Raw genomic sequence first — 13,382 nt, 5'->3', positions numbered from 1 at the left:
CCACTATATAAATTGAATTAAAGATTTCAGGATATACTAAGTTGATTGGAGAGGAAGGCGGCGACTCCAGCGGGAACAGCACGAGCTGAAAGCCCTGCAGGAAGTGTAGCGGACGAGGAGATTGAAGCCGTGCCCGCGGAACGCGTCCGCCTGGAACGGAAATCAACGGTTCCCATGAGATGATTACTTTTTAAGTTCAACTTATATAGTTCAGTCAATCGGCATAATTCGTAACAAAAGGTTGTGCCGAGAGACTTGCTTTGGTAGAATAGAAATGTTGTAACTTGCTATTTTTGGAGGTGGAAAAACATGCATGCAGTTTTCACAGCATCGCTGATAGTCGTAGCTATAGCATTAATAGTAGTCGTTTTATTGCAATCCGGTAAGAGTGCGGGACTGTCAGGGGCCATCTCCGGAGGCGCAGAGCAACTTTTCGGAAAACAAAAAGCACGTGGATTAGATCTCGTTCTACAAAGAGCGACGATCGTCTTATCTGTCTTATTTTTTGTCCTAACCATTGCGATCATGAAAATATAAAATGCAAGCGCCTGACCATGTTTGAACGGTCAGGCGCTTTTCGTAGAAAGGAACGAAAGACATGCGAATTGCCCAACCGAAACCATTCTTCTTTCAACATGGAAAACGTGCGGTATTACTGTTGCATGGGTTCACAGGAACATCCGCGGATGTGCGGATGCTTGGCCGCTTCCTTGAAAAGCACAATTATACGTCATTGGCACCGCATTACCGCGGTCATGGTGTGCCGCCTGAAGAATTGATCAAGACGAATCCTGACCAGTGGTGGGAAGATGTATTAGATGCATATAATCAGCTAAAAGAGGCAGGATATGATGAGATTGCTGTGGCGGGATTATCACTCGGTGGTGTATTTTCATTGAGACTCGCAGCGCAATTTCCGCTAAAAGGCATCGTGACAATGTGTGCACCGATGACGATGAAAACGACGGACTTGATGTGGTCAGGCGTGCTAAAGTACGCACGAGACTACAAAAAGTTCGCAGGTCAATCAGACGAGCAAATCAAATTAGAAATGGACGACTTGAAAACGAAGTCTATGCCGGGCCTTGACGGTTTACAATCCATGGTCCAAAACGTGCGCGATCAAGTCGACTGCATCTACACACCATTACTCGTTGTGCAATCACGTCACGACGACGTAATCGATCCGAATTCCGCACAAATTATTTACGACGAAGCACAATCTACAGAAAAAGAACTACAATGGTACGAAGAATCAGGACATGTCATTACATTAGGTCCTGAAAAAGCACAACTTCACGAAAACGTACTACAATTTTTAGAATCCCTTGATTGGCAAGAGTGAAATTAGGGGAAGATATAACTAAAGAAGTTGAACTTCAGTCCTAACCAAAAATCGAGTTTTAAAAGGACACTCAGTTGATTTTCGTTTCAGGCGGCGACTCCCGCGGGAAAAGAAATTACTTCTGCGATTAAAAGCGAAGCGTTATGAGCATGAGCCTTGAGACCCCGGCCAGATGCCTTAATTTCTGCAAAGTACACAGAAATACGGCAAAGCGAACCCTTCGCTGTTCGCTTGGCTCAAGCCATGCCCGCAGGAAAGCGTCCGCCTGGAACGGAAATAAACGTGTATACCAACTTACTTTATAGAAGCAAAAGGAGGAGATGATTGTTTGGAACCAAATATAAAAGAGTTACAAGAACGGGTTTTGTCTTTATTAAAAGAAAAATCCTATATGCCGTCCACTGTCCACGAGATTCAAGAAGCACTCAACTTAGAACAGGCGGACGAATTTAAAGAACTAGTGAAAATGCTCGTACAATTAGAACAGAACGGGAAAATCGTTCGTTCACGCAATAACCGCTACGGCTTACCAGAACAAATGAATCTTCTTCGCGGAAAATTCATCGGTCACGCCAAAGGCTTCGGCTTTGTCGTACCAGAAGAAGTGGAAGGTGATGATGTCTTCATCCCACCTCATGAAGTAAACGGCGCGATGAATGGCGATATCGTCCTCGTACGCGTATCTGGCAGCTCATTCGGAGATCGTCGCGAAGGCGTCATCACGAAAGTCGTCGAGCGTAAAACGACGCAAGTTGTCGGAACGTATCAAGCACATGAAGGATATGGTTTCGTCTTGCCGGACGACAAGAAATTACCGATGGATTTGTATATCGAAAAAGGTCATTCATTGGAAGCGGTAGACGGTCAAAAAGTGATCGCGGAAATCACTAACTGGCCAACCGATGAAAACAATGCAACTGGCATGATCACACAGATTCTCGGGCATAAAAACGACCCAGGTGTAGACATCCTGTCGATCATTCATAAGCACGGCATAGCGATCGAATTCCCTGAAGACGTCATGGAACACGCGAACAGTGTACCGACGACAGTTCAGCCAGAAGACTTCGAAGGCCGTAGAGATTTACGTAAAGAATTGACGATGACCATTGACGGTGCCGATGCAAAAGACTTGGATGATGCGATTTCAGTCTTCAAAGAAGACAACGGATCCTATCGTCTATTTGTGCATATTTCGGACGTTAGCTATTATGTCACGGAAAACTCTCCAATGGACGTTGAAGCCGCAGACCGTGGCACGAGTGTCTATTTGACAGACCGCGTCATTCCGATGTTACCGCATCGCTTGTCTAACGGCATTTGTTCAATCAATCCAGGAGAAGACCGCTTGACATTGACATGCGAAATGAAAGTAGATGCCAATGGTAAAGTGATTGACCATGATATTTATCCGAGTGTTATCAACTCAAGTTACCGCATGACATATGACGAAGTATACCAAATCATCGATCATCAAGACGAAGAACTATCGAAGAAATACGAAGAAATTGTACCGATGCTAAACGATATGGCGAAACTAGCTAGTAATTTCCGTCAAAAGCGTAAAAACCGTGGCGCCATCGATTTCGATTTCAAAGAATCAAAAATTCTCGTAGATGAAGAGGGCTGGCCGACAGACGTTATCATTATCGAGCGTACCGTTTCTGAACGTTTAATCGAGGAATTCATGTTAGCTGCCAACGAGACCGTTGCAGAGCACTTCGACCGGATGAAAGTACCTTTCTTATACCGAATTCACGAAGATCCAAAAGAAGAGAAATTACAACGCTTCTTCGAGTTCCTTACGACATTCGGAATCGTCGTCAAAGGAACGGGTAAACAAGTAGATTCAGGTGCGCTGCAAGAAATTGTTGAATCCATCGAAGGACTGCCAGAAGAATCTTTAATCTCGACGATGCTATTGCGTTCGATGCAACAAGCGAAGTATTTCCAAGATAGTATCGGTCACTTCGGTTTAGCGACGGAGTTCTATACGCACTTCACCGCACCGATCAGAAGATATCCAGACTTAATCGTTCACCGTCTCATTCGCACGTATTTATTCAATAAAGACGTGTCGGCACAAACGATTGCCCATTGGTCTGCCGAACTGCCTGAAATCGCTCGACATACGTCTGAACGGGAACGTCGTGCAGTAGATGCAGAGCGTGATACGAACGCATTGAAGAAAGCACAGTTTATGGTCGATAAAGTGGGGGAAGAGTTTGAAGGAGTCATTTCGTCTGTTACGAACTTCGGTATCTTTGTTGAACTTGCGAATACGATCGAAGGACTTGTGCATGTCAAGAACATGAACGACGACTATTATCGCTTCGATGATCGCCAAATGATGATGATCGGGGAACGTACAGCGAAACAATACCGTATCGGGGACGAAGTAAAAGTGCGTGTGACATCTGTTAAACCAGAAGAGCAAGCAGTAGACTTCGAAATCGTGGGAATGAAAGAAAACTTCAGAGGCTCTCGTAAAGAGACACCAAAAGTCATCCAAGCTAGCAGAGGAAAAAGCAGAGGCCAAGGCGCAGGTAGAGGAAGAAGCCAAGGGTCTAATAGTAGTTCAAGTGCGGGTGGCGGAGCGAAAAGTTCGAGCGACAAGCGCAATAAAAAGTATGAAAAGCCAAAGAAGAAGTTTTATGAAGGTATGCCAAAGAAATCTAAGAAACGTCCGAAGAAAAAATAAGACTGGAGCGTGTCTCCGGTCTTCTGTCAGGGAGGAAGTTGCATGGCCAAAGGAACTGGAAAAGTACTTGCTGTCAATAAAAAGGCGAACTTTGATTACGCAATTGAAGAAACGATTGAAGCAGGAATTGTGTTAAAAGGAACGGAAATTAAATCGATCCGCAAAGGGAAAGTCCAGTTGCGTGACGCGTTTATATTAATCCGTAATAACGAAGCATGGCTGTCGAATATGCATATCAGCCCTTATGAACAAGGGAATATCCATAACCATGATCCGGTTCGTGTGCGAAAATTACTGTTGCACAAAAAACAGATTGCTTCACTCGCAGGCACGATGAAAGAACAAGGTTATTCAATCATCCCGTTGAAAATGTATATTAAAAACGGCTTCGCTAAAGTATTGATCGGCGTAGGTAAAGGGAAGAAACTCTATGATAAGCGCCAAGACTTGAAAGAAAAAGAGCATAAGCGCGATATGCAACGAGCATTCAAAGCCAATCAACAAGATTGATAATCCTGCCGATTTATTGTATACTAGATGAAGTATCAAGTACGACCCGCCGTTTTAAGTGAAACGGGCCTGGGTTCCGAACTTTCCTTCGGGGACGTTACGGATTCGACAGGGGTGGTCTGGGCTTGAGCCGCGCGTCGGAGGGATCGTCTCCGTCAGAAACGACAGTTAATAATAACTGGCAAAACAAACAACAACCTAGCATTCGCAGCATAAGCTGTTGAATCTACCTTCCGTTTCCATCGCTCATGTGGAGGCGTAAGGTTCACTTATAGTGAGCTACGATGACATCTGCATTCTGAGGCTGTCATAAGAGATTCCCGGAATAGCGCACAGGAAGCCCTGATTGATGGCATAATGCTTGCGCGAAACCAAATGATCAATCTACACGCGTAGACGCTGAAGTAGCAGAGCCTTTGGACGTGGGTTCGACTCCCACCGTCTCCATTATGAGATTAAGGTGTAATAAGATGTAAGGGATATTGTACAAGAGAACCTCTTGTGTGATATCCCTTATTTTTAAAATAAAGTAAAACGATGTTTAAATCATCATGCTCATTACATACTTAAACATATACATAATCTGAAAGGATGTGGTATGTGTGGATGAGAAGGAGGAAAATGAAATGGCCATTTTAAAAGACAATCAGGCAGATAGTAAAAAAATACTGACAGAATCTATAAAAGAAGTAGACCAAATGAGAAAGGGAAAGCTACCCAAACATTCATATAAGGATATGATGAACCGAGTGAGGAAGAGCTTAGAAGAAAAATAATGGAGTATAAAGTGCTTGGCGTTAAAGCGTTCGAAAAAGAGCTTTTAAAAATCGCTAGAAAATATCCAGTAGTGGTTGATTTAGTCGATTCCCTTTTTGCGGATTTTGAAGAAGGTAAATTATATGGGGACCGAATTCCCAGAACCAAAGGAAATGTCGTATATAAAACCAGATTGAGTAATCCAAATGCAAACAAAGGAAAGAGTGGCGGATTTCGTGTAATATGGTATTTAGTCACAGCCGACTTAGAAATATATCCGTTAACCATTTACTCTAAAAACGAACAAGAAGATATATCTGTAAACGAAATCATACGAATAATAGATCGAATTTTAGAAAATGAATTGTAGTGAAGCAGCTATACGAAGACGTTGAATACATCTGAAAATATATCCAGTGATGAATCGGTTTTCTATACTTTTTCGATGAAGGGATATTGTACAAGAGTGAGCTCTTGCACAATATCCCTTATTTTAATAAAGGGGATGTAACCTGTGATAGAAAAAAACGGATCGACTTTCACTGTTAAAAAAGAATGTCGATCAACGACGACCAATTTCAAAAGGGCTTATTCGTAGCTTGAAAGAAGACTTTTTAATTAAAAATACATATCACTCCAATGCGATTGAAGGAAATAGGTTAACGATTTATGAAACGAAAGCAGTGCTAGATGATGGCATAGTCATTGCCGGAAAATCCATGAGAGAGCACCTAGAAGCTATTAATCATAAAGAAGCAATTTTAGTTGCCGAAGAAATGGTGCAGCGAGATCAACCGTTTTTGGAAATAGTGATTAAAGAATTGCATGGCATCGTCTTGCATTCAATAGACAGAGCAAATGCCGGGAAATATAGAGAGCAGAATGTGATCATTTCAGGTGCCTCTCATACGCCACCTGATGCTGTAGTAGTTCCGCAGATTCATGATGAACTAATTCTACTTGCCATCGACGAAGGGCATATCAGCGATGAATATGTCGCCTTCGATGCCACACATTTTGAGGCAAGAGATCGAGTCCAAGCCGCCAAAAAGAAAAAGAAGCAGGTACCGAAAAAGCGCGGACGGAAGCCGAAGGTCGAACGTGAACAATGGTTAAAGGAAAAGCAGGCTGAAGAAGACGCACGTCCGATTAATGAGAAAGAGATTGAAATAGGAAGAATTAAAGGTTTTGCCTTTTTGAATTTGCATCCGTCAAAGGAGTAATATTAATATTGTATTTTATCTTAATGTCCATCTTCTTGAAAAGTTCAATCCATTTTTTTTCATCCATTGGTTTTGAGAATGGCTTTAATGTATGAATGCCTAGCTGTAATGGATCCACATTCAATTCTTGCATCTTTTTTACTAGTTCTTGTGTTTGTTTTTCAAGATTGGATTGGATATCTTTTTTAAAAACTTCTAAATCCTTTGGGTCAAATAATTGCTTTTCTCCCCGGTATTCTTCAATTCTTGAGTCTATATTCACTGTATAGGTCATTGTAGACAAGCTTTTATTGATATCCACTTTCGTTTTAGACCTAACATGACCTAGAACAACTTGTAATTCTGGGATCGGTAAAACTGCTAAGTAGTGATCGTTGTGTAACAGTTGGAAGATACGATCATCATAAGTTGTTATTATTTCAACTAGTTTATCATTTTGAAACAGGGCTGTACCTTCATAGCTGATAGCGTCATTTTCTATTTTGAATACAGGTAAGAAAGGATCTGAATAAGGAGTATATAACAATTTTTTAAATTCATGTAGATTAACGACACTTAATTCTCCCTGATTTTTTTCCTCATAGTGCTTCAGCATTCGGTAAAAAGAGTAATCAAGATTTTCTTGTTTGTCCAATTGATTTTCCAAGTATTCTTCAAAATTTCCTTTTACGATAACTAAATAGATTCTCAAAGAAATATCCGGATCAGTCAATAACACATTAATAATGGACATAATCCCCTCGTTTCTTCCGAGGTCTTCATTAATTATCAGCATTCGCATTTGCCCAAATTTCATTTCCTGGTAGAAGTTTAAATTAAAACTCCTTAGTACCTCCTTTATTAAGCTTACTTCTTGCGTTATTACACTCTTTTTTTCTTTGCTTAGAGAAGGCAAAATCGTACTGATTTTTATTTTACCTTCATCCCCTTTACTAAGTGATAAAAATGTGACTGGAGTAAGCTCTTCAATAATATTATTTTCAGTAAAAGGGGCACATCCAGTTAACCATAATGCCATAAATATGATTGACAATTTTTTAGCCATCTTCTTTCGTAGTCTCATGTTTATTAACCCCCTTTATCTTCATCACTACGATCATAGTAATTGGAACCACTAAGTAACTTAAGCTTCCTGCTAAAATTTGAAGATTAAGTAAAATAATCTGCTTTTCATCTGACTTCCAAATCCATTCATTTACAAGAATCATTCCAATTAAAATAATGAATACACTGAATAAAAAGCCTACTCGACTGGGTGGTCTCTCCATTTTCCCACTAGCTATTTTAGATGCTCCATAAAACAACAGTAGAAAAATTGAAACCGCAAAGACGATGTTAAATAATTCTAAAGAAAGCATGACCATATCAATACGTTCAATTACTGGATTTTGAAAATAACGAGCCATAGTGACAATTGGAAATTGACTTTTGCTTAAATAATTGGAACCGAAATAGAATAAGGACGCCATATATAAGAATACATACTCTATAACGGTTAGAGCATTGCCATAAGACAAATAGCGAAATGTCTTATTATTTGTTTTAAACCAAGGTCCCAAAAATACCAGAAATTCAGGCCCTGAAAATGAAGATAAAATTAAAAATATTCCTTTCCAGGAATTCACACTTAATTCCATTGGAATAATTGGATACAAATCACTGAGTTGAGCTATTGGAGGAAAGAAGAAAAAAGCAAAGAATAAGAACATCCAAAATGTACACAAAAATGAAATCACGACAAAACGTATAGTTTTTTCAACGCCCTTCCATGCTACATACAAACAAGACAACAGAATAAAAAAGATCAGCCAATTTGAATCTGTAGCTGGAAACATAAATATTTGAACCATTTCCGAGAATCCTAACAAAATCACGAAAAGTTTAAGCAGGATAAAGAACAACCCGATGAATGAGAGGAGACGTACAAGTTTTTTTCCGAATAATTGGACAAATCCGTTGTATCCTTCGCTAGAAATCCGGGTTAAAAACCATTTGGATAAAAGAAGAATGTTTAGTTGAGACAATATACCAACCGCTATAATCACCCAAATCATATATGAATGGATCAAAAACCTTGGCATAATCAAAAAAAAGTAAAGCATTTGGAGGCGATTTACCATCAACATGACATAGAACCCATTATAGGTTTCATTCTTATTAAATAATTGAAGGGCTTCCATCAGTTCATCTCCTAGTTTGATATCTCTTCATCTTCAGCGGTTTAAGATGTTCTGGACGCTCTTTCATTTTGACTAAAGGCCCTCGAATGAATAGGTCAAGCCAATCTTTTCCGTAGAAAGGGGCAACAGGAGATAAATATGGCTGCTTGAGTGAAGACAAGCCATTAAGGTGGGCTAAAATTACAATCATTGCCAAAACAATCCCTACTATCCCAAGAAACGAAGAAAATATAAGAAGAATGAATTGAATCAATGAATTTGCCTTTGTCACAAGGTAATTAGGAACAAGAAAAGATCCGATAGTTGAAATCCCTACCATGACAATTAACACCTGACTTGCCATACCAGCCTCAACTGCTGCTTGACCAATTACAATGCCCCCAATAACCCCAAGCGTTTGACCAGTCTTTGTTGGCATCCTTAAACTTGCTTCTTTTATAATTTCAATAAAAATCAACATGATAAATGCTTCCCAAAAAGGAGTGAACGGAAGCTTGCTCCTTGACTCCACCAAGACGAAAAGTGTTTGTAAAGGAATCATTTGATAGTGATGAGTTGTTAATGCCACGTAGAATGGGATCAATGTGATAGACAGAATAAAACTTACATATCGGATGATGCGCAAAAAACTGGCAACTACCCATCGATTAATATAATCCTCTGGTGATTGGAACAAATGAAAAAAAGTAATTGGGGCAACGAGAGCAAAAGGTGTATTGTCTACCAGAATCGTAATTTTTCCTGATCCCAGAGAATAAGCAACAACATCAGGTCGGTCAGTTTGCTGAAACTGAGGAAAAATACTATCTTGATGTTCCTCCATGAATTCCGCTACTTGAGAAGAATCAGATAAGAGATCATAATTAATTTCCGAAATCTTCTTTTTGGCGGTTGAAACAAATTCTGGATTGGTCAGCCCTTCTATGTACAATAAAACCACATTTGTCCTACTTAAAGAACCAACGGTGAACTTCTCTGTTTTCAGATCATGTGTTGGAAGACGCCTACGAATGAGCGTAATATTTTGTTCTAGCTGTTCACTGAAGCTGTCTTTTGCTCCTAAAAGGATGGTTTCAGTATCGGATGGTTCAATTGCACGTCCAAGTGGATTTTCTAAAGGGATAGCGAACCAAAGATTTGACGAAGAGTCAAATAACAAAACAGAACCTTTAAACAGCTGCTTTTTTGCCTCATTAAAAGTGGAAATGGGGTTTATTGTTGAGTGAACATTGCATTCCTGAATGGATTGTTTGGAACAGTTAGATAAAGGTTTTAGAATGCTTTCATTTAATCTTTCTTGGTCAATCAGAGTTCTTACGTAGATAAGATCAACATGTTGATTTTCAGAAATGTTAATTTCCACAAATTCCGCATCATCCATTTGAACGAGGGCTTTTTTTAGAGTCTCTATTGATATTTCTGATTCTGCGTTAGATTGAGAAACAGGCTTATTTTCATCCTGTTGTTTTTTCCAAAACATGTACATTCCTCACTTCTATATGTTAAAAAGCATTTTTGGAAGAACGGTAAAATTCGGTATTAATTCCATTGTTGGCTTTTTAAGCTTTAAATATACGAAACTAAATTAATAAGATGCAGAGGCACAAGTAGACATTAAAGAAGCGATAATGTGAGCGGACTCGATTGAATTGGAGTTGTTATTGTCTAATATTTTCGGTTATGAATCTGTGGAAGATGTTTGGAATTATATTCAGTAAGGGTTTAGATGAGAGTTCTTTTATGAAAAACAAGTAACCGATCTATAGTTGTGTACGAAGCTGCAATTCTCCATAGCGGGTTGGAAAATACCTTCACTGATGGCAATGGAGCTCGTTTGTTGTTGAGGAAGGTATTTGTGCTTTATTAGATAGAGCTCAACATAATTAAAGGTACCTGTATAACACAGGTACCTTTTTGTCGTTAAACCTCTATCCCCGCAATCCCAAATCCTCCAGGACCAGAATGTGACGAAATCATAGCGCCCGCTTCCATCCAAAGAATATTTTCGAATCCTTTTTCCGATGCGATTTCATTGATTCGTTCTTTGATAGTTTCACTAAGTCCGATTGAGTATATGAAATATATTTGTTGTCGATCAATATCGTATTGCTGTAAATAATCATGCAGTAAAGTTTCAGCAACTTTATTCATTTTCCCACGATATTTTTTAGTGGAAACGAGCTTTCCTTCCACTAATTCAATACATGGTTTGATTTTTAACAAAGCCCCGCCAAGATACGCCATATTGCTGACTCGTCCGCCAGCTCGTAAAAAATCTAAGCTACCCGGAAGGAAGGCAAGTCTCGCTTTTGGAACCTTAGCTTCGATTTTTTTTAGCAAGTGGACAGGATCCATTTCAGGTTCTTCCTCCAGCAAAGCAACCGCATACATAATCACCGCAGTTAATCCGCCTGTAACGTTTAATGTATCGATTAAATAAATATCCTCTATATCTTCCGCTGCTGTTAACGCATTTTGATAGGAAATAGATGCTTTTGATGTGTAGCCTATATGAACGATTGTACGATCAGGAAATTCCGTTCGAATCCTTTTGAAGAACTCTTGGTACTCGTGAGTATTCGTGGCAGCGGTAGAAGGTATTTTCTTTGTGCGATCATAAAAATCAAATATTTCTTGTACAGGCAGATGACCATCTAAGTAGTCCTGGCCATCCATGATGACGTGCATGGGTACTACATGGATGTTGTGTTTCTTTGCTAGAAAATCCGGTAAGTCGGCACCGCTTTCGGTTGTTAGGATGATTTTATTCACTGTGGGTCGCCTCCTGATTATGTTTTATTGGTTGTGTGGTTATTGAGTTTAGTTTAACTATACAGGATAGATGGGTGATGTATGCTTAGATTAATGGAATATGTAAAACGTTTTTTGTTCAATATACTGATTATTTTGTAAAAAACAGTACCTATTATATGAAACTTTCATGTCTGTTTCTAGTATAGGTATTTTGATTTTGAAACTATTACACCATTTCCGCGTCTATACGTTGAATACACGAATAGATTCTATAATTTAGAGAGGATGAGAGTAAATGAAAAGAAAATTACTGGCGATAGTCGGTGCATTGTTGATTGCGTGCAGCTCGCCTTTATCCAGCGTGGCCGCAAGCAAACAACCATTTCCTGATGTGCCAGCGACGAAGCACTTTGCGAAAGCAGTCAATGAATTGGCAGAGCGCAATATTATAGGAGGCTATTCGGACGGTACGTTTAAGCCAGGGAATAATATTACAAGAGGACAGGCTGCCGCGATTATTGCGAAGATGATTAAACTAGATATGAACAATGTGAAAAATCCAGGCTTTAAAGATGTAACGAAGGCAAATGGCTACTACAACGCCATTGCCGCACTTGCGGAAGCCGGGATTATCGGCGGATACGAAGATGGACGCTATGGACCCAATGATCCTGTTAAACGAGGCCAGTTTGCGTCCATTCTCGTCAAAGCGTTTGATTTGCCGCGTTATAGTCCATTTGAAATCCACAACCCATTCAAGGATGTCAGTTTCCTGCAATCCCATGGCCAAAACATCTTGATTCTTTATAAAATGAAGATTACTACGGGCACGTCGCCTGACAAATTCAGCGTGAATGAACCTGTGACTAGAGGACAGGCTGCGAAATTAATCAAAACGACAGAAGAGGTAAAACCCGCGATGACGACTATAAGCGCTGCCGATGTGGGAGTGGATATACTCTATGATGTGATATGGAAGACGGACACGGATTTGTACGAGTCGATTACCGTCTATGGCAAGCCCGGTTACACCAAAACGAAAATTCAACTCCTTCCGTTGAAAGAAGGAAAAGGAACACTTAATATTACGGGCGCCATGTTGCAGAATGACTCTTCCACAAGCAATGAAAAAAGAGTCGATAAAAAATTCTTCGTGCACACTAAACTAGTGAACGGTAAACTGCAACTCACATTGGAAGAGACGGAGGATTATTTGCCGACAGAAGCGGAGCTGGAAGTGGATACGGGTGAAAAAGTTAAAAGCGTCCGTCTTTCCACTGTAGAAGGAAAATTGATAGCTACTGATGCCACTTTCAATAAATGCTCCTCTAGCGATGAAACGTGCATCAAGATCAATCAGCCAGGAGAATATATTGCAACTGTGCGCTTCGCTGGAGGCAATGAAGTACGCTATGCCATTGAAGCCAAACTACCAAAATATAATTACTTCAATTATGAGATCAAGACATTAAGAGAAAGATTGTCTTATACATTTGATGCAGAAAAGATATTTGAACACGACTATTCCTATGATCACGAAGCCGCAAAAAATATCGGTAAGCATACGATCTTGACAAAGAATGCGGAAAGTATTGCTACGGTGACCCGAACGCCTGGCACAAATGTGTTTCATGCTACAGCCAAGAGTATAGGTACCGTTGAAATTAAGTTTGAAAACATCGTTTCGGGTATTCTAGGACAGCCGGGTGATGGATTGGCTGGTTATACAGAGGGGATGTACATTCATGTTCAGGAAATGTATGGCATAGTGAATGTTTCTGCGGAGAAAGTATTTGTGTATTATTCTGATCAGTGAATGAATTCGAGTAGGTAAATGATGTATCTGTGTGGGAAACAAACGTGAATGTTTGTTTCTTGCATGGGTATTTTTGTTTTACTAATATAGTAGGATA

12 protein-coding genes and 1 other RNA gene are annotated in these 13,382 nt (G+C 39.9%); 9 read left to right on the top strand and 4 right to left on the bottom strand.

All coding sequences use genetic code 11. The annotated features are described in order from the left end of the window. Positions 1 to 309 precede the first annotated feature (309 nt). The 8 genes from secG to CSV70_RS16920 all read left to right on the top strand — a co-directional run bounded on the left by secG (position 310) and on the right by CSV70_RS16920 (position 6,535). Positions 310 to 537 carry a preprotein translocase subunit SecG gene (gene secG, locus CSV70_RS08925; protein ID WP_029054061.1) on the top strand — a complete coding sequence of 76 codons (228 nt, stop codon included), beginning with the start codon at positions 310 to 312 and terminating at the stop codon, positions 535 to 537. Between the two features lie 61 nt (positions 538 to 598). Continuing rightward, positions 599 to 1,345, top strand: coding sequence for an alpha/beta hydrolase (locus tag CSV70_RS08920; RefSeq protein ID WP_099628604.1), 747 nt, complete (start codon positions 599 to 601; stop codon positions 1,343 to 1,345). A 328-nt stretch (positions 1,346 to 1,673) separates the two neighbouring features. Then, positions 1,674 to 4,046: a ribonuclease R gene (gene rnr / locus CSV70_RS08915; RefSeq protein ID WP_099628603.1), complete on the top strand. Its 2,373-nt coding sequence runs from the start codon at positions 1,674 to 1,676 to the stop codon at positions 4,044 to 4,046. 42 nt (positions 4,047 to 4,088) lie between these two features. Further along, a complete protein-coding gene (smpB, locus tag CSV70_RS08910; RefSeq protein ID WP_099627435.1) occupies positions 4,089 to 4,556 on the top strand; it encodes an SsrA-binding protein SmpB in 468 nt (155 codons plus the stop codon). Positions 4,557 to 4,646: 90 nt separating this feature from the next. After that, positions 4,647 to 5,006, top strand: a transfer-messenger RNA (tmRNA) gene (gene ssrA, locus CSV70_RS08905). Between the two features lie 176 nt (positions 5,007 to 5,182). Continuing rightward, a complete protein-coding gene (locus tag CSV70_RS16485) occupies positions 5,183 to 5,332 on the top strand; it encodes a hypothetical protein (RefSeq protein ID WP_156890526.1) in 150 nt (49 codons plus the stop codon). Then, positions 5,332 to 5,682: a type II toxin-antitoxin system RelE/ParE family toxin gene (locus CSV70_RS08900; protein ID WP_099627434.1), complete on the top strand. Its 351-nt coding sequence runs from the start codon at positions 5,332 to 5,334 to the stop codon at positions 5,680 to 5,682. Before CSV70_RS16485 ends, CSV70_RS08900 begins: the two co-directional genes overlap by 1 nt. Positions 5,683 to 5,911: 229 nt before the next feature. Beyond that, positions 5,912 to 6,535 (top strand): Fic family protein, encoded by a 624-nt coding sequence (locus CSV70_RS16920; protein ID WP_199171607.1) that lies wholly within the window; start codon positions 5,912 to 5,914, stop codon positions 6,533 to 6,535. Here CSV70_RS16920 and CSV70_RS08890 read toward each other — a convergent pair. The 4 genes from CSV70_RS08890 to CSV70_RS08875 all read right to left on the bottom strand — a co-directional run bounded on the left by CSV70_RS08890 (position 6,492) and on the right by CSV70_RS08875 (position 11,487). Beyond that, on the bottom strand, positions 6,492 to 7,598 hold the full coding sequence (locus CSV70_RS08890; protein WP_099628602.1) for a Ger(x)C family spore germination protein: 1,107 nt from the start codon (positions 7,596 to 7,598) through the stop codon (positions 6,492 to 6,494). The genes CSV70_RS16920 and CSV70_RS08890 overlap by 44 nt on opposite strands. Continuing rightward, a complete protein-coding gene (locus tag CSV70_RS08885; RefSeq protein ID WP_233191789.1) occupies positions 7,573 to 8,715 on the bottom strand; it encodes a GerAB/ArcD/ProY family transporter in 1,143 nt (380 codons plus the stop codon). Before CSV70_RS08885 ends, CSV70_RS08890 begins: the two co-directional genes overlap by 26 nt. 4 nt (positions 8,716 to 8,719) lie before the next feature. Continuing rightward, complete coding sequence (locus tag CSV70_RS08880; RefSeq protein ID WP_233191788.1) at positions 8,720 to 10,195, bottom strand: spore germination protein; 1,476 nt, start codon at positions 10,193 to 10,195, stop codon at positions 8,720 to 8,722. A gap of 440 nt (positions 10,196 to 10,635) precedes the next feature. Next, positions 10,636 to 11,487, bottom strand: coding sequence for a DegV family protein (locus tag CSV70_RS08875; RefSeq protein ID WP_099628599.1), 852 nt, complete (start codon positions 11,485 to 11,487; stop codon positions 10,636 to 10,638). Positions 11,488 to 11,764: 277 nt separating this feature from the next. Between CSV70_RS08875 and CSV70_RS08870 the strand changes: the two genes are divergently transcribed. Further along, the gene (locus CSV70_RS08870; protein ID WP_099628598.1) at positions 11,765 to 13,285 is read left to right on the top strand and encodes an S-layer homology domain-containing protein; all 1,521 of its coding nucleotides are present in this window, start codon (positions 11,765 to 11,767) and stop codon (positions 13,283 to 13,285) included. Positions 13,286 to 13,382: the final 97 nt, after the last annotated feature.

The organism is Sporosarcina sp. P25 (genome assembly GCF_002743235.1).
Classification (GTDB): domain Bacteria; phylum Bacillota; class Bacilli; order Bacillales_A; family Planococcaceae; genus Sporosarcina; species Sporosarcina ureae_B.
Note: the sequence above shows the minus strand (reverse complement) of the source record. Positions and strands in the feature narration are given on the sequence as shown.